The 23597-nt window shown below is 74.4% G+C and carries 18 protein-coding genes and 1 pseudogene; 10 read left to right on the top strand and 9 right to left on the bottom strand.

The features are described from left to right. Nucleotides 1-5: 5 nt before the first annotated feature. Together Ae150APs1_RS14060 and Ae150APs1_RS14055 are read right to left on the bottom strand one after the other, a co-directional pair. Entirely contained in the window at nt 6-647 is a 642-nt protein-coding gene (locus Ae150APs1_RS14060) for a response regulator transcription factor (protein ID WP_010224077.1), read from the bottom strand. Continuing rightward, complete coding sequence (locus tag Ae150APs1_RS14055) at nt 644-1840, bottom strand: histidine kinase (protein WP_139316908.1); 1197 nt, start codon at nt 1838-1840, stop codon at nt 644-646. Before Ae150APs1_RS14055 ends, Ae150APs1_RS14060 begins: the two co-directional genes overlap by 4 nt. Nucleotides 1841-2072: 232 nt before the next feature. Here Ae150APs1_RS14055 and Ae150APs1_RS14050 point away from each other — a divergent pair, with 232 nt between their 5' ends. Both Ae150APs1_RS14050 and Ae150APs1_RS14045 read left to right on the top strand, forming a co-directional pair. Then, nucleotides 2073-2885 (top strand): ABC transporter ATP-binding protein, encoded by an 813-nt coding sequence (locus Ae150APs1_RS14050; RefSeq protein WP_075298040.1) that lies wholly within the window; start codon nt 2073-2075, stop codon nt 2883-2885. After that, the gene (locus Ae150APs1_RS14045) at nt 2882-5020 is read left to right on the top strand and encodes an FtsX-like permease family protein (RefSeq protein ID WP_139316907.1); all 2139 of its coding nucleotides are present in this window, start codon (nt 2882-2884) and stop codon (nt 5018-5020) included. The genes Ae150APs1_RS14050 and Ae150APs1_RS14045 overlap by 4 nt, the downstream gene beginning before the upstream one ends. Nucleotides 5021-5129: 109 nt before the next feature. Here the strand turns inward: Ae150APs1_RS14045 and Ae150APs1_RS14040 are convergent, their stop codons facing one another. After that, on the bottom strand, nt 5130-5561 hold the full coding sequence (locus Ae150APs1_RS14040) for a nitroreductase family deazaflavin-dependent oxidoreductase (protein WP_060576426.1): 432 nt from the start codon (nt 5559-5561) through the stop codon (nt 5130-5132). Between the two features lie 220 nt (nt 5562-5781). On the opposite strand from Ae150APs1_RS14040, the gene thiC reads away from it, so the two are divergent. The 5 genes and pseudogenes from thiC (at nt 5782) to Ae150APs1_RS14015 (ending at nt 12354) form a co-directional block, all read left to right on the top strand. Next, on the top strand, nt 5782-7428 hold the full coding sequence (gene thiC / locus Ae150APs1_RS14035) for a phosphomethylpyrimidine synthase ThiC (protein WP_075298036.1): 1647 nt from the start codon (nt 5782-5784) through the stop codon (nt 7426-7428). Between the two features lie 214 nt (nt 7429-7642). Further along, entirely contained in the window at nt 7643-8497 is an 855-nt protein-coding gene (thiD, locus tag Ae150APs1_RS14030) for a bifunctional hydroxymethylpyrimidine kinase/phosphomethylpyrimidine kinase (protein WP_075298034.1), read from the top strand. Nucleotides 8498-8737: 240 nt separating this feature from the next. Continuing rightward, the gene (locus tag Ae150APs1_RS14025; RefSeq protein ID WP_075298032.1) at nt 8738-10996 is read left to right on the top strand and encodes a xanthine dehydrogenase family protein molybdopterin-binding subunit; all 2259 of its coding nucleotides are present in this window, start codon (nt 8738-8740) and stop codon (nt 10994-10996) included. Further along, nucleotides 10993-11542: pseudogene (locus Ae150APs1_RS14020) on the top strand ((2Fe-2S)-binding protein). The gene Ae150APs1_RS14025 and the pseudogene Ae150APs1_RS14020 overlap by 4 nt, the downstream one beginning before the upstream one ends. Beyond that, nucleotides 11539-12354, top strand: a complete 816-nt coding sequence (locus tag Ae150APs1_RS14015) for a xanthine dehydrogenase family protein subunit M (protein ID WP_075298030.1) — start codon at nt 11539-11541, stop codon at nt 12352-12354. The pseudogene Ae150APs1_RS14020 and the gene Ae150APs1_RS14015 overlap by 4 nt, the downstream one beginning before the upstream one ends. A 59-nt stretch (nt 12355-12413) precedes the next feature. On the opposite strand, the gene Ae150APs1_RS14010 is transcribed toward Ae150APs1_RS14015, so the two are convergent. Both Ae150APs1_RS14010 and Ae150APs1_RS13995 read right to left on the bottom strand, forming a co-directional pair. Continuing rightward, complete coding sequence (locus Ae150APs1_RS14010) at nt 12414-13202, bottom strand: alpha/beta hydrolase (protein WP_075298028.1); 789 nt, start codon at nt 13200-13202, stop codon at nt 12414-12416. A gap of 1078 nt (nt 13203-14280) precedes the next feature. Beyond that, a complete protein-coding gene (locus Ae150APs1_RS13995; RefSeq protein ID WP_075298022.1) occupies nt 14281-14949 on the bottom strand; it encodes a TetR/AcrR family transcriptional regulator in 669 nt (222 codons plus the stop codon). A gap of 110 nt (nt 14950-15059) precedes the next feature. Between Ae150APs1_RS13995 and Ae150APs1_RS13990 the strand changes: the two genes are divergently transcribed. Genes Ae150APs1_RS13990 through Ae150APs1_RS13980 form a run of 3 tightly spaced genes read left to right on the top strand, consistent with a single transcriptional unit; the run spans nt 15060 to nt 17858 of the window. Then, nucleotides 15060-16052, top strand: a complete 993-nt coding sequence (locus Ae150APs1_RS13990) for a CPBP family intramembrane glutamic endopeptidase (RefSeq protein ID WP_170918089.1) — start codon at nt 15060-15062, stop codon at nt 16050-16052. After that, a complete protein-coding gene (locus Ae150APs1_RS13985) occupies nt 16049-16921 on the top strand; it encodes a DUF4429 domain-containing protein (RefSeq protein ID WP_075298017.1) in 873 nt (290 codons plus the stop codon). Before Ae150APs1_RS13990 ends, Ae150APs1_RS13985 begins: the two co-directional genes overlap by 4 nt. 22 nt (nt 16922-16943) lie before the next feature. After that, a complete protein-coding gene (locus Ae150APs1_RS13980; RefSeq protein ID WP_075298015.1) occupies nt 16944-17858 on the top strand; it encodes a hypothetical protein in 915 nt (304 codons plus the stop codon). On the opposite strand, the gene Ae150APs1_RS13975 is transcribed toward Ae150APs1_RS13980, so the two are convergent. From Ae150APs1_RS13975 to lanKC, 4 genes are all read right to left on the bottom strand, one after another. Then, complete coding sequence (locus Ae150APs1_RS13975) at nt 17818-19107, bottom strand: MFS transporter (protein WP_075298013.1); 1290 nt, start codon at nt 19105-19107, stop codon at nt 17818-17820. The two genes, Ae150APs1_RS13980 and Ae150APs1_RS13975, sit on opposite strands and share 41 nt — an antisense overlap. After that, a complete protein-coding gene (locus Ae150APs1_RS32055) occupies nt 19104-19349 on the bottom strand; it encodes a hypothetical protein (RefSeq protein WP_075298011.1) in 246 nt (81 codons plus the stop codon). Before Ae150APs1_RS32055 ends, Ae150APs1_RS13975 begins: the two co-directional genes overlap by 4 nt. A 64-nt stretch (nt 19350-19413) precedes the next feature. Continuing rightward, nucleotides 19414-20640, bottom strand: coding sequence for an MFS transporter (locus tag Ae150APs1_RS13965; RefSeq protein ID WP_075298009.1), 1227 nt, complete (start codon nt 20638-20640; stop codon nt 19414-19416). A gap of 239 nt (nt 20641-20879) precedes the next feature. Next, complete coding sequence (gene lanKC, locus Ae150APs1_RS13960) at nt 20880-23522, bottom strand: class III lanthionine synthetase LanKC (protein WP_212567303.1); 2643 nt, start codon at nt 23520-23522, stop codon at nt 20880-20882. Nucleotides 23523-23597: the final 75 nt, after the last annotated feature.

Below are 23597 nucleotides of genomic sequence, written 5' to 3'. Positions count from 1 at the left end.
GGGGCTCAGCCGACCAGCCGGTTCTCCCAGGCCCACGCGGCGATCTCGACCCGGTTCCGGGCGTCCAGCTTGGACCCGATGTTGGTCAGGTGGGTCTTCACCGTGGACAGCGAGACGAACAGGTCGCCCGCGATCTCGTGGTTGGTCCGGCCGCGGGCGACCGCCCGGACGACGTCGAGCTCCCGCGCCGACAGCGCGACCGCCGGCTCCGCGCGGGGCGGCGGGGGCTCGGTGAGCTGCTCCAGCAGGCGCACCGTGACCGACGGCGACACCAGCGCGTCCCCGGCCGCTGCCGCCCGCACCGCCTCCACGAGCAGGCGCGGCCCGGCGTCCTTCAGCAGGAACCCGCACGCACCGGACCGCAGCGCACCGTAGACGTACTCGTCCAGGTCGAACGTCGTCACCACGACGATGCGCGGCGGTGCCGGGTCCGCGGCGAGCGTCCGGGTGGCCGCGATGCCATCGATGCCGGGCATCCGGATGTCCATCAGGACCACGTCCGGGCGCAGCTCTCGGGCGACCGCGACGGCGTCGTCACCGGTCCCGGCCTCCCCCAGCACCTCGATGTCGCTCTCCGCGGAGAGGATCAGCCGGAACCCGGTGCGCACCATCTCCTGGTCGTCGGCCAGGACGACGCCGATGCTCACCGCGCACCGTCCAGCGGCAGCTCGACCAGCACGGTCCACGCCCCGGGTCCGTCCGGCCCGACCCGCAGCGTCCCGCCCAGCGCCCCGACCCGCTCCGCCATCCCGGCCAGCCCGAAACCGCCGCGTCCGAGCGCCTGCTGCGTGCGGTCGGGGGCGCCGCCGTCGTTGCGGACGGTCACCTCCAGCGACCCGTTCCGTCTCAGCAGCGCGACCCGGACCGACGTCGCGTCCGGCGTGTGCCGGTGCACGTTGGTCAGCGTCTCCTGCACCACCCGGTACGCGGTCGCGCCGACGCCCGGGGGCAGCGCGCCGAGCGCGGCGTCGCGTTCCAGCACGGTGCGCGTGCGGTCCGGGTCGAACCGGTCGACGAGCTCGTCCACGTCGGACGGGCCGTGGGCGACGGTGCGGCCGGCGTCCTCGCCGCCGCGCAGCAGCCCCACCATGCGCCGCATCCCGGCCAGTGCCTCGGCGCCGGCCCGTTCGATCGACTCCAGCGCCGGGCCGGCCTCCTCGGGGCGGGTCCTGGCGACCGTGACGGCGGCCTGCGCGGCCACCACGATGCCGGTGACGTGGTGCGCGACGACGTCGTGCAGCTCGCGGGCCAGTTCCAGCCGTTCCCCGGTGCGGGCCTCGGCCAGCCGGGCCTCGCGCCGTACCCGGACCTCGCGCAGCACGGCGGCGACCGCGACCGTGCTCGCCCAGCCCAGCCCGGTGACCGCCACGCTCATGTTCCAGTCGACACCGTCCGTGGCGAACCGCAGGGCCGGCATGCCGACGATCACCAGGAACGCACCGGCGGCGGTCAGGACGGCCACCCCGCCCGCGGCGACGCGGACCGTCGAGACGGTGACGACCGCCAGCGCGAAGAGCTCGGCCAGCGACACCTCCGGGGGCCCACCGGTGACCACCGCCGCCAGCGAGAGCAGGGCGGAGAGCACCATCGCGACCGCCGCCGCAGCACTCCGCGACCAGCGGTACCGGGAGAGGGCGACGGCGGCCACCAGCGCGCCGGCGACCGGGCCGGAGTACGCGAAGGTCCCGGGGTCCGACAGGCCGGGGGAGGCGAGCACGTCGATCCCGAGCCAGAACAGGTAGGCGAACGCCTCGCACGTGAACAGCAGCGTCCCGGACCGGGCACCGGGCCGGGCCGCGGGCGCCCCGTCCCGCGGGATGACGGCGGTCGGTCCGGACATGGCGCTCACCCTAGGGCGGAGATCGCCGGCCCGCCCTCGGCCGGAAGTACGACGCGCGGACGACCGGAGACCGTCCCGTGGTCCGACGCGCCGGACCCCTCCCGCACGGCACCGTCGTGACCATGCTCGACGTCCTGATGAACACCGCCGCCGTGATCGGCGGCGTCGTCCTGTTCCTGATGCTGCTGACCGTCGCGGCGCTGCCGTTCCTGCAGGAGTGGGGTGAGCAGCGGTGACGGCCCCACGGGCCGCCGCCGCGGCCATCGGCCTGGTCCGCGCCTACGGCGAGGGCCGCGGCGCCGTCCGGGCCCTGGACGGGATCACGATGTGGCTCCCGGCGGGCCGCTTCACCGCGGTGATGGGCCCGTCGGGGTCCGGCAAGTCCACGCTGCTGCACTGCCTCGCCGGCCTCGACCGGCCGAGCGCCGGGCAGGTCCTGCTGGGCGACACCGACCTCGGTGCGCTCGGCGACGCCGCCCTCACCGCCGTGCGGCGGGACCGGATCGGGTTCGTCTTCCAGGACGGCAACCTGCTGCCGCACCTCACCGCCGGGGAGAACATCGATCTCGCGGCGTCGCTGGCCGGTCGTCGCCCGGAGCGCGGGTGGCGGGCGGAGCTGGTGGAGCGGCTCGGGATCGGCGACCGGCTGCGGCACCTGCCCGCGGAGCTGTCCGGCGGGCAGCGGCAGCGCGTCGCGGTCGCGCGGGCCCTGCTCGGACGCCCCGAGCTCGTCGTGGCCGACGAGCCGACCGGCGCGCTGGACGCCACGTCCGGGCGGGAGCTGCTGGGCCTGCTGCGCGGGTGCGTCGACGAGTACGGGCAGACCGTCGTCATGGTCACCCACGATCCGCTCGCCGCGTCGGTGTCGGACCAGGTGCTGCTGCTGCGGGACGGCGACGCGGCCGGACGCATCGACGACCCGACACCGGACGCCGTCCTCACCGCGCTCGGCGGGCTGTCGGCGCCGGCCGGGCCGACCGGGCCGATCCCCCGGACCGGTCCGGCACCGTGGCCGCGCCGCCGGTCCGCGGCGGTGGGGTCGTGACGGCGATCGGGAACCCGGCGACCCGCGCGGCCGTCGCCGGGATCCGCCGCAGTCCACGCCAGGCCCTGCTCACCGGGCTCGCGGTGCTGGTCGCGACGGTGTTCGCGGCCGCGTCGGTGCTGTTCACCGGGACCATGCGGGACGCGCTGCTGGGCGACGCGGTGCAGACCCCGCCCGCGGCGGCGTTCGTCGTCGACCGGCCCGCCGAGCCCGACAAGGGGGCGGCGGCGTTCGTCGACCGGATCGCGGGCGTGCCCGGGGTCACCGGTGTCGTGCCGGTGTACGAGGGGGCGTTGCCGGTGACCACCGGGGCGACGACGGCGCGGTGGCGGGTCGGCACCGACCCTGGCCCCGGCCCGATGTCGGTGCGGCCCGCGCCGGTGCGCGGGCACGTGCCCGGCCCGGGCGAGGTGCTGCTGGGCACCACGACCGCGGACCGGGCGGGGCTCGTCCCCGGTGCCCCGATCACGGTCGGGGACCGGGCGTTCACCGTCGGCGGGATCGCGCCGCTCGGCACGGAGGCGACGGACACCGTCCTGCTCACCCCGGTCGACGCCACCGCGCTCGGTGCCGATCTCGGACTGTCCAGGATCGACGTCGCGGGCACCCCGGACCGGGCCGCGCTGGACGCCGCGGCGGGCGACGCCGCGGTCCTCACCGGCGACGAGGCGCGGGCCGCGGAGAGCGATGCCGCCTCCGCGTCGGTGACCGCCGTACTCGCCGGGCTGTCGGTGTTCGTCGGGATCGCCCTGGTCGCAGCCGTGATCGTGGTCGGTTCGACGTTCCGGATCGTGCTTGGCCGCCGGACCCGGGAGCTGGCGTTGCTGCGCTGCGTCGGGGCCGGGCGCGGGCAGCTGGTCCGCTCGGTGCTGGCCGAGGCCGCGGTGACCGGGCTCGTCGCGGGCCTCGCCGGGACCGCACTCGCCGCCGGGGGCGCCTCCGCGACGCTGGCCGTGCTGCGGGCGTCCGGCACGGAGGTACCGGGGCTCGTGCTGCCGTGGTCACAGCTGGCCGGGTGCGTGCTGCTGGCGGTCGCCGCGACCGTGGTGGCGGCGGTGCCGCCCGCACTCACGGCCGGCCGGGTGCCGCCGGTGGTGGCCCTGGGCGCCGCGGCCAGTACCGAGGCGCACGCGCCGCGCGCCGCGCGCCGGCTGCCCGCGGTGGCGGTGCTCGTCGTGCTCGCCGCGGGTGTCGCGGTGCTTGGCCTGTCCACGGGAGACTCCCTCGGCGCGCTGGCACTGGTCGCGCTGAGCGGGCTGATGCTGTTCGCCGCGCTGGTGGCAGCGGGCCCGTTCCTGGTCGCGGGCGCCGCCGCCGCGGTACGTCCGCTCGCCGGGCGGTCCGGCCCGGCCCGGCTGGCCGTCGCGAACGCCCGCCGCGTGTCACGCCGCACCGCGGCGACGACGACGGTGCTCGCGCTCGGTGTCGGGCTCACGGCCGCGCTGCTGGTCGGTATCGACGGCGCGTCGGCCGACGCTCGTGCCTCGATCGAGCGCAACTTCCCGGCCGAGGTACAGGTGGTGCCCGGCGACGACGGCCGGGACCCCGTGGCGGCCCGGCAGCTCGCCGAGCGGCCGGAGCTGCAGGTTCGCACCGACGGCACCGACGTGCTCGTCGACGGCGCGCCGGGTGCCGCCCCGGAGGCGGTGCGCACCGCGGTCGCCGAGGCCACGGGCGGCACCGGGGCGACGGTGATCTGGGCGGCCGACGTGCGCGCCGAGACCGAGGAGGTGTTCGGGACCGTGCGTGCCGTGGGAGCGGGCCTGGTCGGGGTGACGCTCGTCGTCGCGGTGGTCGGGGTCGGCGTCACGCTCGCGCTGTCGGTCGCCGAGCGGACCCGCGAGATCGCGCTGCAGCGGACGCTGGGCCTGACCCGGTCCGGGGCGCGGCGCACGGTCGCCGCGGAGGCGGCGCTGGCCGGGGCCGTGGGGGCGGTGCTCGGTGTCGCGTTCGGCGCGCTCTACGGGGCGCTCGGCCTGCAGGCCATGGACATGGACATGCCGGTGTCGGCGGTGCCGGCGGGCGAGCTGGCAGGGCTCGCTGCGGGCGTCGTCGCGGTGGCGGTGCTGGCGTCCGCGGCCTCGATGCGCCGCGCCGGACGGGTGGCACCCGCCCACGGCGTCGCCGCGGGCTGACCCCGGGGCCCGGTGGTCCGCCGCCCGGCCCCGCGGGGCCGGCGCGGCTCCGGACCTGTGCGCGCCCGCACGAGGGGGCGGGCGCGCACCGGAGCCGGTGTGCCGGGGATCAGCCCTTCGGCTCGAGCACGAACACCGGGATGACCCGGGAGGTCTTCTCCTGGTACTCGGCGTACGGCGGGTACGCCGCGACGGAGCGGTCCCACCACTCCTGGCGCTCGGTGCCGGACACCTCGCGCGCGACGAACGTCCCGGTCGCGGTGCCGTCCTGCACGGTGACCTCGGGGTTCGCCACCACGTTGTGGTACCAGGCCGGGTGCTCCGGGGTGCCGCCCTTCGAGGCGATCATCGCGTAGGACCCGTCGTGCTCGACGCGCATCACGGGGACGTAGCGCTGCTTCCCGGACTTCGCGCCGGTCGTCGTGACCAGGACGATCGGCCGGTCCATGACCGTCACGCCCTCGGTGGTGCCCTGCTCCAGGATCTTCTGGGTCTGTTCGCGGACCCAGTCGGTCGGGCTCAGCTCGGCATTCTGCGTCATACCGGTGGTGAACCCGGCACCCGTCGTGATCATTCCTCGCGGGCGGGTGAGAAGCGCCCGGGGGCTGGCCTTCCGCGCCGGACGGTGCCTACGGTGCCCGGGCACGATCAACTGAACACGCGGGAGCTCCGTCGCGCGGGGCTGAGAGGGCGACACACCGATCCACGGTCGCCGACCGCAGAACCAGCCGGGTAATGCCGGCGAGGGAGGACTGTCGTTCATGACGGCTGCACCGGAACACGCGCGTCCGCAGGTCACCACCGGCCCGATCACCGGGTCGGCCAAGGCCTGGGTCGAGGGCCCGGACGGGATCTCCGTCCCGGTCCGGCGGATCGCGCTCAGCAACGGCGAGCACCACGACGTCTACGACACCTCCGGCCCCTACACCGATCCGACGGCGGTGATCGACGTCGGCGCGGGACTCCCCGCGCTGCGCGGGCCGTGGATCGGGGGCCGGGAGGACGGCGGGACCCAGCTGTCGTACGCACGGGCGGGGGTGGTCACCGAGGAGATGCGCTGGATCGCGGTCCGCGAGCGGTGTGACGCCGAGCTGGTCCGCTCCGAGGTCGCCCGCGGCCGCGCGGTGATCCCGGCGAACGTGAACCATCCCGAGTCCGAGCCGATGATCATCGGGAAGCGTTTCCTCACGAAGGTCAACGCCAACATCGGCAACTCCGCGGTGTCGTCGTCGATCGCCGACGAGGTGGAGAAGATGGTGTGGGCGACCCGGTGGGGTGCCGACACCGTGATGGACCTGTCCACCGGCCGCGACATCCACACCACCCGCGAGCGGATCCTGCGCAACTCGCCGGTCCCGATCGGCACCGTCCCGATCTACCAGGCGCTGGAGAAGGTCGACTCGGACCCGGCGGAGCTGTCCTGGGAGGTCTACCGGGACACCGTGATCGAGCAGTGCGAGCAGGGCGTCGACTACATGACGGTGCACGCGGGCGTGCTGCTCCGGTACGTGCCGCTGACCGCGAAGCGGGTCACCGGGATCGTCTCCCGCGGGGGTTCGATCATGGCCGCGTGGTGCCTGGCCCACCACCGCGAGTCGTTCCTCTACACGCACTTCTCCGAGCTCTGCGAGATCCTGCGTCGCTACGACGTCACCTTCTCCCTCGGTGACGGCCTGAGCCCCGGCTCGATCGCCGACGCCAACGACACCGCGCAGCTCGCCGAGCTGGAGACCCTGGGCGAGCTGACCCGGATCGCGAAGAGCGACGACGTGCAGGTGATGATCGAGGGCCCCGGACACGTCCCGATGGACAAGATCGTCGAGAACGTGCGGCTGGAGGAGGAGTGGTGCGACGAGGCGCCCTTCTACACGCTCGGCCCGCTGGCCACCGACATCGCGCCCGGCTACGACCACATCACCTCGGCCATCGGCGCCGCCCGGATCGCCGAGGCCGGTACCGCGATGCTCTGCTACGTCACGCCCAAGGAGCACCTGGGCCTGCCGAACCGCGACGACGTCAAGGTCGGGGTGATCAGCTACAAGATCGCCGCGCACGCCGCGGACCTGGCCAAGGGGCACCCGCACGCCCAGGCCCGTGACGACGCCCTGTCCCAGGCCCGGTTCGAGTTCCGCTGGCGCGACCAGTTCGCGCTCTCGCTCGACCCGGACACCGCGCAGGCGTACCACGACGAGACGCTGCCGGCCGAGCCCGCGAAGTCGGCGCACTTCTGCTCGATGTGCGGCCCGAAGTTCTGCTCGATGAAGATCACCCAGGACGTCAGGGACTACGCCGAGGCGCACGGCCTGACCAGCGTCGAGGCGATCGAGGCCGGGATGGAGGAGAAGTCCGGGGAGTTCCGGGACGAGGGCGGCCGGGTGTACCTGCCGATCGCGTCGGCAGGGGACTGAGGAGTGGGTGCCCGGGGGACGGCGACCGTCCCCCGGGCGTCACGACACCCGGCGGGGTGAGCGGCTACCGTCGTCGTCCGAGGAGTACGAGAAGTACGAGCACGACGCGGGAGCTCGCGGTGCGAGCGGGCTGAGAGGGCGGCTGGGTCCGGGACGGGCCGGCGCCGCCGACCGCGGGACCGGCCGGGTAATGCCGGCCAGGGAGGACCACGCCATGCCCGAGCCCACCGTCGGCACCACACCGCCGCGCGCCCTCACGATCGCCGGCACCGACTCCGGCGGCGGTGCCGGGATCGCCGCCGACCTGCGGACCTTCGCCGCGTGCGGGGTGCACGGCTGCCTCGCCGTCTGCGCGGTGACGGTGCAGAACACGGTCGGCGTCACCGGGGTGCACACGATCCCGCTCGACACGATCGCCGGGCAGGTCACCACCGTCGCGTCCGGCATCGGGTTGCAGGCCGCCAAGACCGGGATGCTCGCGAACGCCGAGATCATCGAGGCCGTCGCGGCGGCCTGCGACGGCAACGGCATCGGGGCCGGGCGCGCGACACCGCTGGTCGTCGATCCGGTCGCCGCCTCCATGCACGGCGACCCGCTGCTCGCCGCCGAGGCCCTCGACGCCTACCGGCACACGCTGTTCCCGCGGGCCACGCTGGTCACGCCGAACCTGGACGAGATCCGGCTGCTGGTCGAGCACGACGTGCACGACCGCGACGGCCAGTACGCGGCGGCGAAGGCACTGCACGACCTCGGCCCGCGGGCGGTGCTGGTCAAGGGCGGGCATCTCGCCGGCGATACCGACGGCTGCCTCGACCTGCTCTACGACGGCGAGGTGTTCGTCGAGCTGCCCGGCCCGCGGTTCGACACCGGCGACACGCACGGCGGCGGGGACTCCCTCGCGGCGGCCGTCGCGTCCGGGCTGGCCCGCGGCCACGACGTCGAGGCGGCCGTCCGGTTCGGGAAGCGCTACATCGTCGAGGCGGTCCGGCACTCCTACCCGCTGGGCGCCGGGCACGGCCCGGTCTCGCCACTGTGGACGGTCCGGCCCTGGTGGGACGACCCGGCCTGATCCCCGCGGGGTCGGGCCGCGCCCGGGCGCCGTCCCCGGGACCCGGTCGCAAAAGTCGGGGAGCGACCCGCCGCGGCCGTCGCCGAGTGCCGGACACCGATGATCGGACGCCCGACCGTCGTGGCTCCGCAGATGTGGTGCCGCGCCCGCGCGTCGCTCCGCGAAGGGTACCCTGACCTGCAAAGAATCGGTCTTCGGTGCGTCGCACGCCGGCCCCGTTCCTGTATACGCTCGGCCGCGATGAGCATCTTGGGCACCCGCGTCGTCCGCACCGAGGATCCGGTCTTCCTCACGCGGGGCGCGACCTACACCGACGATCTGATCGACGAGCGGCTGACCGGAGCGTTGCACCTGAGGCTCGTCCGCTCGCCGCTGGCCCACGCGACGATCACGTCGATCGACACCTCGGCGGCGCTCGACTCGCCTGGTGTCGTCGCGGTGATCACCGGCGCGGACCTCGACATCGAGCCGGCGCTGCTGTTCCCGGGCGCGAACAAGGCGATGACCCGCCCGTTCCTCGCGACCGACCGGGTCCGGTTCGTCGGCGAGCCGGTGGCCGCCGTGCTGACCGAGGACTTCTACCAGGGCGAGGACGCCGCCGAGCTGGTCGACGTGGAGTACGAGCCGCTGGACGCGGTGATCGACCCGCTGGCCGCGGTGCAGGACGAGATCCTGCTGTTCCCGGAGGCGGGCACCAACACGGCCGCCGCGTACGGGTACGACTCCGAGCCCGACCCGGACTACTTCGCCGGCTGCGAGGTCGTCGTCACCCGGGACCTGATGAACCAGCGCCTGGCCGCGGCCCCGCTGGAGACCCGGGCCGCCAGCGCGTTCTGGGACGGCGACCGCTGCACGCTCTACATGTCCAACCAGAACGCCCAGGGCGGCCGGGACGAGGTCGCGGGCTGGCTGGGCATGGACAAGGAGAACCTGCGGGTCATCCTGCCCGATGTCGGTGGCGGGTTCGGCGCGGAGATCGGCTCCGACCCCGAGTTCGCGATCGTGGCGTGGCTCGCCCGCCGGCAGGGCCGTCCGGTCCGCTGGAACGAGTCGCGGTCGGAGAACATGACCGGGATGGTGCAGGGCCGCGCCCAGCGCCAGACGATCACGATCGGCGGCACCCGGGCGGGCAAGGTCACCCACTACCGGCTCGACGTCGTGCAGGACCTCGGCGCCTACCCGCGCCTGGGCACCTTCCTGTCGGTGTTCACCCGGATGATGGCGCCGGGCACCTACGACATCGAGAACGTCGACTTGCGCGCCCGCGCCGTCGTCACCAACACCACCTCGATCGCCGCCTACCGCGGCGCAGGCCGCCCCGAGGCGACCGCCGCGATCGAGCGCGCGATGGACCTGTTCGCGGCCGAGATCGGGAAGGACCCGGCGGAGGTCCGCAAGCTCAACGTCGTCGCCCCGGACCGGTTCCCGTTCCAGACCAAGGGCGGGGTCGAGTACGACTCCGGCGAGTACGCCAAGGCGATCGACCTCGCGTTGGAGAAGTCCGGCTACGACCGGCTGCGCGCCGAGCAGAAGGCCCGCCGCGAGCGCGGCGACGCCCGCCAGCTCGGCATCGGCGTCTCGTCCTACGTGGAGATCACCGGTGGTGGTGCGTTCGCCGAGGACGCGTCGGTCGAGGTGCACCCCGACGGCGCCGTGACGGTGCTGACCGGCACGTCGCCGCACGGGCAGGGGCACGCGACGGCCTGGGCGATGCTCGCGTCCGACCAGCTGGGCGTCCCGATCGAGAAGATCACCGTCAAGCACGGCGACACCGACCTCGTCCCGCGCGGTGGCGGCACCATGGGGTCGCGGTCGCTGCAGACCGGTGGCGTCGCGGTGCACCAGGCGTCGGCGGAGCTGATCGACCTCGCCAAGCAGCGGGCCGCGGACCTCCTCGAGGCGAGCGTCGACGACCTGGAGCTCGACCCGGCCAACGCCGCGATCACCGTCCGCGGGGTGCCGTCGGCGAAGAGCGTCACCCTCGCCGAGCTGGCCGCGGCCGAGCAGCTCAAGGTCGACACCACCTGGGACGGCGAGAAGCCGACCTTCCCGTTCGGCGCGCACGTCTGCGTCGTCGAGGTCGACACCGAGTCCGGCAAGGTCACCGTCGAGAAGATCGTCGCGGTGGACGACGCCGGCCCGATCCTCAACCCGCTGCTCTGCGAGGGGCAGCGGCACGGCGGCATCGCGCAGGCGCTGCTGGAGGAGGTCGTCTTCGACGAGGAGGGCCAGCCGCTGACCGGCACCTTCGCCGACTACGGCATCCCCTCGGCCGCCGAGCTGCCGAGCTTCGACCTCGTCGAGATGACCACGCCGACCCCGGTGAACCCGATGGGCTACAAGGGCATCGGCGAGGCCGGGACGATCGGGTCCACCCCCGCGACCCAGAGTGCCGTCATCGACGCGCTGTCCCACCTCGGCGTGACCCACATCGACATGCCCCTGACCCCGCTGCGGGTCTGGGAGGCCGTCCACTCCGCTTCGGAGGGAAGCAAGTGAAGGTAGACATCACCGTCAACGGCGAGTCGACGACCGCCGACGTCGAGCCCCGGCAGCTGCTCGCGCACTACCTGCGCGACACCGTCGGGCTGAAGGCCACCAACATCGGCTGCGACACGACCTCCTGCGGCGCCTGCACGGTGCTGCTCGACGGCGAGGCCGTGAAGTCGTGCACCGTGCTGTCGGTCCAGGCCGACCAGCAGTCCGTCACCACGATGGAGGGCCTCGACGGGGCCTCCGAGGGCCGCCCGGAGCACCCGGTCACCGCCGTTCCGCTCCGAGCACGGCTTGCAGTGCGGGTTCTGCACCCCGGGCATGGTCATGTCCGCGGTGTCGCTGATCAGCCACGACGACGACCTGGACGAGCGCAAGGTGCGGGAGGGGCTGGAGGGCAACCTCTGCCGCTGCACCGGTTACCACAACATCGTCCGTGCGGTGCTCGTCGCGGCCGGCAAGGACCCGGACGCCGAGCAGAAGGCCGAGGCCGAGTCCGACGCGCTGCGCACCGCGCCCGCCTTCTCCCGCGGTGAGGGGGCCGGCGCATGATCCCGCTGCAGTTCGACTACGCCCGCCCCGACACCCTCGACGACGCCATCGCGCTGCTCGCCGAGAAGGGCGAGGACGCCAGCGTCCTCGCCGGCGGCCATTCGCTCATCCCGGTGATGAAGGTCCGGCTCGGCGCCCCCGAGTTCCTGATCGACATCGGCCGGCTGCCCGAGCTGTCCTACATCCGCGTCGAGGGCGACGAGGTCGCGATCGGTGCCGGCACGAAGCACCGCGACGTCGTGGGCTCACCCGAGCTGGCGGCCGAGGTGCCGCTGCTCCCGGCCGTCGCCCGCACCGTCGGGGACCCGCAGATCCGGGCCCGCGGCACCCTCGGCGGCACCCTTGCGCACGGCGACCCGGCGGCCGACCTCCCCGCGGCGGTGCTCGCGCTGGACGGCACGATCGTCCTGCAGGGCCCGCGCGGGCGGCGCACCGTCCCGATCGGCGAGTTCTACACCGGGGTGTTCACCACGGTCCGCGAGCCCGACGAGCTGATCGTCGAGATCCGGATCCCGCGCTGCGGCGACCGGGGCTGGGCGTACGAGAAGTTCACCCGCCGGTCCAACGACTGGGCGATCGTCGCCGTCGCGGTGTCGGGTGACCGGATCGGCCTGGTCAACATGGGCTCGACGTCGCTGCGGGCCACGGCCACGGAGCAGGCGCTGAAGGACGGGAAGCCGATCGCCGAGGCGGCTGCGCTGGCCGCCGAGGGCACCGAGCCCCCGTCGGACACGCACGGCACCCCGGCCTACCGCACCCACCTGGTGCAGGTGCTGGTCCGGCGTGCCCTGGAGACGGCACGCGGGCACTGACCGGGCGCCCCGCGCAGCCGCGGACCGGGCCGGTGCCCACCGGTCCGGTCCGCGACCGGTCATCCGGTCGGGGGCCGGACCCCGACCGTCCGTTCCAGGAACCGCGCGAGCTCGCCACGTCCGAGCTGGGCGTTCACCCCGCCCCAGACGAGGTCGTACGAGTGGTTCGCGAACGGGAGCTCGACCAGCCCGATGTCCGCGCCGCGCGTGCGCCCCGCGCGCTCCAGCTCCCGTGACTGCTCGACCGGGACGATCTGGTCGTGGGTGCCGTGCAGCAGCAGGGTGGGAGGGGCTCCCGCGCGGACGTGGGTGACCGGCGACGCCTCCCGCCACGCCTCCGGCGCGGTGTCGGGTCCGGAGCGCATCAGCTCGTGCAAGGTGTTGTCGGGCACCACCTCCGGGTAGCGCCACCCGTCCGCCCCCGCCAGTGAGGTGAGGTCCGCCGGGGGGTAGAGCGCGACGATCGCGGCCGGTCGCACGGCGTCCCCGCCGCAGGAGGACACGGTGGGCGAGTACCCGGCCAGCAGGCCCAGGTGTCCGCCCGCGGACGAGCCCATCACGACCACCCGCCGGGGATCGAGCCGGTACTCGGCGGCGAGTGTCCGGACCCGGGCGAGCGCGCATCCGACGTCGCCGCTCATCGCCCGCCAGTCCGCATCCGGTGCCAGCCGGTAGTCGACGTCGAGGACGGCCGCCCCGCCCGCGGTCAGCCATTCGTTCCATCGTGGACTCTCCCCCCCGCCCGCCGCTCTCCCACGAGCCGCCGTGCAGGAGGACCACCACCGGGCGCCCGGAGGGCGGCGCCGGTGTCCCGGGGCGCCACAGGTCCCCGCGGAGCTCGGTGCCACCCGCCCGCCCGAGGGTCACGTCGGCGTCCGGGCCGGTGGACGACGCGAGCGACGTCCCGGCCAGATAGGACGTCCACGACACCGGGATGCCGGCCTCCCGGGCCGCGTGCCAGCTGCTCGCCGCCGGGATGCCGCAGGCCAGGAGCAGCGCCGCCGCCACTCCGAGTGCCGGGGTGCGCAGGCCCCCCGGATCGGCACCACGGGTCCGGGCGACGACGACGGCGACCAGCACCACACCGGCCACGACCAGTGTCAGCGACTGCTCGGCGAGTGCGGTCGCTAGCAGCCACAACGCCACTGTCCTGCCCGGCAGGACGGTCTGCAGGGCTAGGGCGAGCAGGCAGGCGAGCGCCACCACCGCGACCACCCGGACGGCGGTGGGGCGGCGCCGGGAGGGCTCCCGGGAATCCGGGGAAGCATCTCCGGCCGAGGTCATCGTGATCCGCATGCGCATCCGGTGAACATCAGCTGTCCTCCGTCGTCGTGGTGTTCCCGGGCCGGCGTGGGGGGTGGTACACAGAGGCGGTCCTGGGGGGATACATGGTCGACAATTTCAGTGCCGGAGTCTGTCGCCGGAGCGACGAGGAACTCGTCCGAGCGCACATCGAGGGGGACCGATCGGCGTTCGCCGAGCTCGCCCGACGGCACCGTCCGGGGATGCGGGTACTCGCGCGACGGCTGACCGGCGATCCCGACGACGCGGGCGACGTCGTGCAGGAGGCATTCCTCCGCGCGATGCGCGGAGCCCGTCGTTTCCGCGGCCGGAGCACGGTCGAGTCGTGGCTGCAGAGGATCGTCGTGAACCTCAGTTTCGATCTGGTACGGCGTACGGCGGACCGGCGCGAGGTGCTGACCGCGAACGTCCCGGACCGCGCGATCGTGCCGGACGCGCATGCCGCCAGCGATCTCTCGGCCGCTGTGGCCGCCGTCCTCGCGAGCCTTCCCGACGACCAGGTGCGGGTCGCGAACCTGGTGCTGCTGCAGGAACGGTCGATCGCGGAGGTCGCCGAGGAGCTGGGGATTCCGGAAGGGACGGTGAAGAGCCGGTGTGCGCGGGTGCGGGAACGGTTGGGCCGGCTCACCGGGATCGTCCCCGCGGGCCGGAGACGGCTGTGCGCACCCCGTGCGGACGGGAGCCCGCCGGTGCCGGGCCCGAGGCGATCTGGGCGACGTGACGGCGGAGGATCTCGCGCACCCGCTCCGGTGGCATCCGCCCCGGCCGGGTGACCGCCATCAGGGAGACGCCGTCGAGCAGCGCGTGCAGGCGGACGGCCTCGAACTCGATCTGCTCGTCGTCCGGCGGGTGGCAGAGGGACGTGACGAGCCGCCGGCACTCGTCGGCCAGCTCGTCGGCGCCGCGGTTCTCGATGGCACGCGCGCGCTCGTCGACGAGGACCCGAGCCAGGAACGCCACCCACAGCTCCGTCGCGACACGCGAGTCGCCGTCCAGGGGGGCGAGCGACTCGAGGATCCCGACCGCGGCGGTGACCGGATCGCCGTCCGCGTGGGCGTCGTCGGCCAGCAGCGGCTCGACCCGCCCGGCGCCGGCGGCGATCGCCGTCTCCATCGCGAACTCCAGCATCTGGTCGCGCGTCGAGAAGTAGTGCTGCACGGTCCCGGGCGACCAGCCTGCCTCCTGGGCGGTGGCCCGGACCGAGACGGCCGCGACGCCCTCCCGCTGCACCACGCGCCACACCGCCCTGGCCAGCTCGGCCCGCCTGGCCTCGTGGTCGACGATCTTCGGCATCGTCGTGCCCCTCTCCTCGCCGGTGCCGCTCGAACGGGGTCCCCGGTGGCCGGATGCCCCTTTTTTTCATACACTCTCATGATAAAGACGTCGAACCGATGGAGGACCGCATGGCGGCACGTTCCGCGGAGCGAGCGGTCCCGGGCCGGACCCGGGTCGGACCGTCCCTCTCCCGGGCCGTCCTGACCGCGGTCGCCGCCGCGTCGGCCATGCAGTGCGCGCTGACGGTCGCCGGGGTCGGGAACACCGTGATGACCGGCCGCGAGGCCGACGACTCGGGGGTCGCCCTGTTCACGGCGACACTGTGCGCCGGGGTGGCGATCCCCGCGGTGCTGTTCCTGCGCCGCCGGGTCGACGGCCGGGACCTGCGGTCGATGGGTCTGGCGCCTGCCGGCCGCGCCCTCCGCGGGATCCTCGGCGGGGTGATCGTGAGGGTGGGTGTCGGTGTCGCGGTGCTCGCGGTGGCGAGCGGCGCGGGGGCGATCACGTGGAACACCCCGGACCCCGTGCAACTGACGTACTTCCTGCTGACCAACGCGGTGATCGCCCTCCTGCTCGAGGCGCTGCCGGAGGAGATCGTCTATCGCGGGTACGTCCTGACGACGCTGTCCGAGACCGGTCGCGTCGTGCTGGCACCGGTCCTCACGACCGTCCTCTTCGCGATCATGCCCGGGTTCGGCACGGTGCTGGACCGCCTGGCACAGATGGCACTGGGCCTGCCCGCCGGCCCGATCGGCTTCGCGCCCCCCGGCCGGCACCCGGTGGACTACCTGATCCTGATGGTGGTGTTCGGCGCCGCCCTCGTGGCCGTGCGTCTGGCCACCGGATCGGTGTGGCCGGGGGTCGGCATCCACATCGGGTTCCTGACGATCAACCGGATCGTCCTGGAAGGCGGATCCCGGGAGGCCGGCCTGGAGGCCCGCTTCACCGATCCCGCCGTCATCCTGCTGATCCCGGCCTACGTGCTGGTGGCGGCGCTCGTCGTCGTCGCGGTGCGGATCGGGCCGCGGTTGCGCGGCCGTACGACGCGTGGGGGTGGCCGGCACGTCCCGGCCCCGCCCGGAGAACGACATGACGAGCGACGACGGAAGGTGTCCGGATGAGTCACGATCTCGAGTTCGCCGGCCGGAACGCGACCTGGGTGTTCGGGTCCGACGGTGTCCGCATCGACTACGCTCAGGGCCGGCTCGACTCGGTGTTGCTCCGTTCCCTCGGCAGCCGGACCGTGCCGCACACGGCCATCGAGGACGTGACGGTCTCCGGTGGCTCGTCCGATCCCGTGCTGACCCTGGTCCCGGCCACCGGGCTGGATCCGCTGACCGAGGTCGCCCGGGGTCAGCTCGAGCCGCACGAGGACCCGTACCGCCTCGTCCTGGACAAGGACCGGGCCGATCTCGCCCGGTACCACCGGGACCGCCTGCTCGACGCCGCGGCCGTGGCTCGGGAGCGGGGACCGGTGCCCGCGGGCTTCCAGCTCGACGCACCCCGGCCACCGCAGCGGATCGACGGCTACGACGGCACGGCGGAGCTCACCGGGACCGACCTGACCGTCACCTGGCGGACCGATGCCGAGCCGACCAAGCTGCGCACCGGTACCCGGACCCACCGGTTGTCCGAGGTCCGGGGCGTGGAGTGGCTCCGGCCGGGGGTGATGTCGGGACGCCTGCGGATCCTGCACGACCGGCCCGCGGCTCCCCGGGGAACCCGCGACGAGGACGACCCGGACGTCCTGCTGTTCGGGATGGGCTACGGCTCGGTGGGGGACACCCTGCCGTTCGCCGCCGCCGTGCTCGCCGCCGCGGAACGGGCGGGCGGAACGTCCGGTGGCCCTGCGTCCGGCGACGCGGACCCCGCCACCGGTGCCGACGACGTGATCCGGCAGATCGAGGCGCTCGGCCGGCTGCGCGACGACGGTGTCCTCGAACCGGCGGAGTTCGAGGCCAAGAAGAAGCAGCTGCTCGACCGGCTGTGACCGCGGACCACGGAGGTACGACATGACCCATGCCGTCTTCTTCCCCGGGCTGGTGCCCACGACCTGGTCGGCGATCGCCGACTACGTCACCGAGGACCCGGCTGCCCGGGACCGGTTCGGCGCGGCCGGTGAGGTCCTCGGGTACGACCTCGCGGCCGCGTACGCGACGGCCGACGTCTACGACTGGGAGGTGTACGAGGCCGGCTTCATGGCGTTGAGCCTGGCCCTCGCCGACTGGTCGGTCCGGGACGGTGGGCTGGCCCCGTCGGTGTGCGGCGGGCAGAGCTTCGGGTCCGTGGTGGGCGCGGTCTTCACCGGTGCGCTGTCCTACGAGGACGGTGTCCGGCTGGTGCGGGACAGCGTCCGGGTCGAACAGGAATGGTTCGAGGCGCAGGAGGAACCGCTGGGGTGCCTGTTCCTGTACCGGCTCTCGGAGCAGGCCGTGGACCGGCTGGTCCAGGAGTCCTGCGCGGCGGGCCGCTGGGCGCAGGTCTCGGTCCACCTGGACAACTCCGTGCACGCGATCTCCGGGTCGATACCCACGCTCGGCCTGATCGAGCAGCGGGTCCGCGAGGAGGGGGGCTACCCCTTCTACACGATGAACCGGGCCGAGCACTGCCCCGCGGTGGAGGGCCTGCGCTTGAGGCTCGCCGACGAGGTCTACGGCCGGCTGACCTGGCACGGAGCGGCGGTCCCCATGCTGTCCGACGTGGACGGCACCCTGCTCACGGGTGGCGCGGAGATCCGCGACGACCTCCTCGCCGGCTGGACGACGCCCGTGCACTGGTCGGTCATCGTCGGCGGCCTGCAGGAGGCGGGCGTCGAACGGGTCCACGTCGTCGGCCCTCGCTCGATGTTCGCCCGGATCACCAACGGTGTCCTCCCGACCGACGTGGTCACGCCGAAGGTGGTGCGGGCGGCGCGCCGCGCGGCGTGACGGCCTCGCGGGACGCGTCCAGCCCGCGCAGCGGGCGGGCCAGCGCCATCCCGGCCACCAGGGCCAGGTAGACCGCACCGAGCGCGACCAGCGTGGTGGACAGGCCGAACCCGGTGACGGCAGCGGCGATCAGCGGTACGGCCAGTGGGGCCGGGGCGGTCACCGTCGCCGTCACGAGCGTGCTGACCCGGCCGAAGGCCTGCGCCGGCACCCGTTCCTGCAGCACGGAGACGTACATGTTGTCCAGTGGCGCCACCACCAGCCCGCAGACGACGAGCAGGCCGAAGGCCACCAGCAGCCCCGGCCCCGCGGCGAGGGCCAGTACCGTCCCGGCCAGCACGAGGTACGCGCCCAGGAAGGTCGCCCTCCGGGGCAGCCGGTGCCCGCGCAGCGCGTAGGCCACCGTGCCGGCGAGTGAGCCGCAGCCGAATCCGCTGATCAACACGCCGAACAGTGCCGGGTCGTCGAGGACGCTCGTCGCATAGTCGGTGAGGACGATCGTCACGAAGCCGATGTCCAGCGCAGCGAAGGCGGCGCTGCCCAGGACGAGCACACGCAGCGTGGCGTCGGCCGCGAGAAGCCGGGCGCCCTCCCGGGCCCGCGCGGCCCACGACGACGGCGGTGCGGGGCCGTCCGGCGTCACCGGTTCGCCCGCGGTGCCGCCCGAGAGGCGGAGGATCACCAGCGCGACCAGCCCGCTCAGCGCGTCGATCGCCAGCACGACCTCGGCGCCCAGCAGCACGATCACACCACCGGCGACCAGCGGGCCGACGAGGTCGCACAGCGCCCGGACGAGCCGGACGGTGCCGTTCGCCCGCTCCAGGGGCACACCGGCCTCGCGGGCCAGCGGTGGGAGCAGCCCGGTCAGCGCCGCCTCTCCCGGCGGGTCCGCCGTCGCACGCAGCAGCGAGATCACCAGCAGCGCGGTGATCGACAGTGCACCGGCGGCGTCGAGGACGACGATGGCGCCGGTGAGCAGCGACCCGGCCAGCAGTGCCAGCTGCGCCGAGCGGCGCAGCCCGAGCCGGTCCACCCACGGACCCACGACGAAGGCCGAGACCAGGGACCCCGCGGTCGCCACCGCGACCAGTACCCCGGTCAGCGTGAGAGAGCCGGTGGTCTGGAGGACGAACAGCGGCAGCGCGATCGTCCCCGCGGCGTCGCCGAGGGTGTTCGCCGCGAAGGCGGTCTGGACCCGCCGCAGGGACCGGGTGGCCCCGCGTCCGCCGGCGGGCCCGCCCGGCGTCACGCCGAGGCGGTCCGCGGCACGAACTGCCGGAAGACCACGTACCCGGTGTCGATCACGAACCCGACCACCCACACCCGGCCCGCCAGGGTCAGCCAGCCCCCGGCGGCCTCGGGGCCGCCGAACAGCTCGACCAGCCAGGAGTAGCCGAACATCGCGAGCAGGGTCTGTCCCACCACGAACAGTGCGACGTGGATCAACCAGGTGCGGCGCAGGTGCCGGGAGTGCTTGCGGTCGGAGGCCATCGTGTCTCTCCTCTTCGGATACCTGTCGGAACGGTCCCGGGCGACGGGCGGTGCCCGGCCCGGATCAGCGCTGGTCGGGGTCGCGGTCGGGGCCCGGGTCGACGGCCGGTCCTGGCAGGAGCGGGAGTGCCCGGACCAGTGCCGGGGCCGCCGCGCCGGAGACGACGAGGACGGCGGCCGCCGCCACACCCGGCAGCAGCGCACCGCCGGCCTCGTACATCAGGCCGGCGCCCGCCGATCCGGCGGTGGCACCGACCAGCTGCGCGGACTCGTAGCGGCTCATCGCCACCCCGAGCCGATCGGGCGACGAGCGCGCCACCAGCGACTGCTCCACCGGCAGCGCGGCGGCGAGCGCCGCGGCGGCGACCGTCCACGCTGCCGAGAGCGGGACGACGCCCGGTCCTGTCGCGAGCACCACGCCGAACGACGCCGCGACGAGCAGCGCGCAGGCCACGACCGGGCCGGGACCGGCACGGCGGCTCAGCCCGGACGCGTACCGGGGGACCACGATGAACGCCAGCAACCCGGGTGCCAGCGCGTAGGCGATCTCGTAGACACCGAGCCGCTCGCCGTTCTGCAGGTGCAACAGCAGGAGCAGCACGACCGCGGTCTCCGCGGCGGCGGTGACGCCGCACAGCACGAGGAAGCGGTTCAGCGGGCCGGACGGCCGTCGGGTGGGCGCGGTCGCGCGCACCTGTGGTCGCGCCGGGGTTTCGCTCCGTGCGGCGACCAGGAGGCCGCCGCCGAGCAGGCACGCGGCTGCTCCGAGGACGTAGATCGGGGGGTAGCCGAGCTGGCCGAGCAGCACGAAGGCCACCACGTAGCCGAGACCGGCCCCCTGGCTCTCGGCGGTCAGCAGGACGCCGTACGCGTCGACGTCGCCCCCGTGCCGGTCGGCCAGCCAGCTGCGGATGCCCACACCCGTGGCGGCCCCGGCGGCGCCACTCAGCGCGGCGACGACGAAGGCCGGACCGATCCCCGCCCCGGTGGCCTCGACGAGGGCGAGCCCGGCCAACGCGACGGCGGCGCCACCCGCTCCGACCGCGGCGAGCACGAGGCGGTCCGCACGGTCGGCGAGGTGCCCCAGCGGATACCGCGCCAGCAGCGCAGCGAGTGCCCCTGTGGCGACCAGGAGCCCGACCTGGGCGGGGCCCGCGCCCAGCACGGAGCCGGCCCACAGCGGCAGCAGGAACTCGAGGACCTCGGCCGGTCCGCCGATCGCGGCCGCGGCATTGAGGACGCGGTTGGTGGGACGGTCGGACTCGACGGATCCGGAGGTCGTCACGGACACGTATTCTCCTTCATGACCGTCGGCCACGCGGTGCGCCGCATGATCCGTGTCGCATCACGGGTCCGCGGCGTGGCGTGGCCGGCGGGTTACGGGGAGGTGCGGCCCCGACGGGTCCGGGGCCGCACCTCGTCATCGTGCGCTGTGGATCAGGCGCACTGTGCGCTGGCGGTGCTGGCGAGCGTCTCGGTCTCGGCGGCCGGGGTGTCGAGCAGCTGCAGGTCGAGAATGGTCATGTCCGTTCACCTCCTCGTCGATGTCGTGAGCGGACGTGCCCCGGGCCGGGACACGGGTCGGTGACCGCCACCTGCGTGGGTGGCGGGGCTCAGGAACGGCAGCACCGCTGGGGCGTCGCCGTCGGCCACGGCGAGAGCCAGCAGGACGCCGGCGTTGCCGGTGGCGAGGTCGGTGGACAGCCGTACCCCGGCCCGTCCGGGCACGGCGAGGCCGTCGTCCAGGCCGACGAGGTGCCAGTCCAGGTGTGACCGGTGCTCCGCGACCGGATCGGTCCCGGGCTCCGGGCGGACGCGGTGGGCCAGCTGGTGTGCGGCGGCGAGCAGTCCGGCCCGGCCGGTGGACAGACCCGCCTCGGCCACGAAGGGACTGCGCACCGCGCGCAGGATGCCGGGGAGCGAGTCACGCACCCGGCCGGCCGGGTCGTGGGTGGACAGATCGTGCCGGAACAGCTGGTCGGCGACGAGCCCGATGCCCGCGGTGCCGACGTCGAGGTAGGGCAGCACGCGCCAGCCGCCGTCGACCTGCAGGCTGCCGTCGCCGCCGGGCACGCAGTGGTCGAGGTCCCGGTGCAGGGCCTCGACGGCCCGGCCGAGCAGCGCGCGCCCGCCGATCTCCTCGTACAGTCGCACCAGGAACAGGGCGACGCCGGTCCAGCCGTACCAGAGGCCTGCCCGCGTTCCCCCGTCCCGCTGCCCGGGCGCCCGGCGTGAGCGGTCGATCCCGTGTGGCGTGCCGTCGTCGAGCGCGTCGCGGAGCCGGTCGGCGATCTCGCGGGTGCCGTCGAGGTGCTCATGGTCGCCGGTGACCTGCCACAGGTCGAGCAGGGCCAGCCCGGCACCGGCGAGGCCCTCCGCGTAGCCGACGGCCGTCAGCCCGGCCGTCGCTCTCCGGCAGCGCCGGGCCAGGTCCGACGCCTCGTCGGGAGCGCCGAGGCCGGCCAGGACGGACATGATCCCGTGGGCACCGTCGAGCAGGCCCGCCTCCGGCGCCGGGGCGGACGCCGCGCCGCGCAGCAGCGTGGTCCAGGCCGGATCGGGGGCCCGCCCGACCTGCTGCAGGGCCCACAGCACCCCGGCCGCCCCGTACCCGAGCCCCGCACCGCCGCGGGTGATCCCGGCGGGGTCGCCCGGGAAGGGGCGCCTCGGGCGCGAGGTGTCGGCGGCGGCGCGGATGCCGCGGATCAGCGGCTCCCGCCGGGCGTCCGGTCCGGCCGTCACCGTGGGACGGGCCGGAGCCGACGTCCGTGACGGACCCGCGGCGATCTCGGCCTCGACCGGGATCGTCCGGCGGACGTGCTCGGCCAGCAGCCCGTCCAGCCCGAACAGGCGGTCCGCCTCGGCCGCGTGGACCAGGAGCATTCCCGGGGCGAGCCCGATCGGCCCGGCGAGCGGCAGATGCATCCACAACCGCAGGACGGCCGCGGCGTGCAGGTCGACGTCGGGCCCGGTCCGGAGGCGCGAGACGAACCCCGCGTACCCGAGGTCGGGTCGGTGACCACGGTCGCCGACCGGGAACGCGAGCTCGAGATCGACCAGCGCGACCTGCGGTACCCCGCCCGGATCCTCCCCGTCGACCAGGATGTTCGCCGGGTGGACGTCGCCGCACACCACTCCCCGCGCGTGCAGCACGCGGAGCAGGTCGAGCACCTGGCGATGGACCTCCTCGACCCGCCGGTGGTGGATCCGCATCGCCTCGGCCGTCCCCCTGCTGTTGACCAGAGGGTGGTTCCGGGCGACCCATGCCTGAAGGGTCTCCCCGCCGAGGTCGTCGACGACGAGGAACCGGTGCTCCCATACCTCGCGCACGTCGTGGACCCGGGAGACGCCCGGGACGTCGTCGAGCTCGCGCAGGGCCCACTCCTCGACCCGCAGGCGGGTCACCGCGTCGCGGAGGCGGCCGTCCAGCCCGGCGTGCGGCCGGGCCTCCTTCACCACCACCCGCCGGCCGTCCTCGGTGATCCCGCGGTACACGCCGCCGCCCGCGGAGAAGTGCAGCGCCGAGGTGATCGTGACGCCCAGGTCCCCGCCGCGGCGGCCACGGTCCTCGATCGTGCCGGCCAGCACCGAGGGAGCCGTGACCCACGGAGGGAGGGCGAAACCGGGTCGCCGGTCGTCGGGGACGAGCTCGCCATCGGGTCGCCGGACGGCCAGCACCCGGTCCCCCGCGTCGTCGGAGCACCACATCCGGTGGAAACCGCCCCACCGCACCGACAGGGGACCGGCGGACCACCGCAGGTCGGTCAGGACATGAGGGCCGGGCCGGCCGCCGACCAGCGCATCGAGCCCGGTCAGGTGTCGTTCGAGATCGTCGGCGGACGGGGGATAGACGGTGAGGACCTTGCCTGCCGCTGCTCGGGAGACGTACTTGCCGTTCATCGCGTGGACGAGGCGGCGCGACCAGAGGAACTTGACGACGAGCCCGTGGGCGGTGCAGTACCGGAGCACGGTGCCGACGGTGTCCTCCGCGGTCTCCGGGGTCGCGGAGACGTGGATCTTCCAGCCCTGCTCGGGGAGGCGCGCCCCCCTCGGGACGCCATTCCTCCCAGATGTCGTCCACCAGGCATGTCCAGCCGGGCGGCGGGCCGTGCCGCGAGTCGGCGAAGCGCGTCCCGGGCTCCCAGCGGGCCGGTGACTCGAAGAACAACGGATCGGCGAGTGTGTGCAGGGCGAGCTCCGCGAGCACGGTCACCTCCTGGCTGGACTGTGTGTCGGTCGGTTCGGTCG

The organism is Pseudonocardia sp. Ae150A_Ps1 (assembly GCF_001932315.1).
Classification (GTDB): Bacteria; Actinomycetota; Actinomycetes; order Mycobacteriales; family Pseudonocardiaceae; genus Pseudonocardia.
Note: the sequence above shows the minus strand (reverse complement) of the source record. Positions and strands in the feature narration are given on the sequence as shown.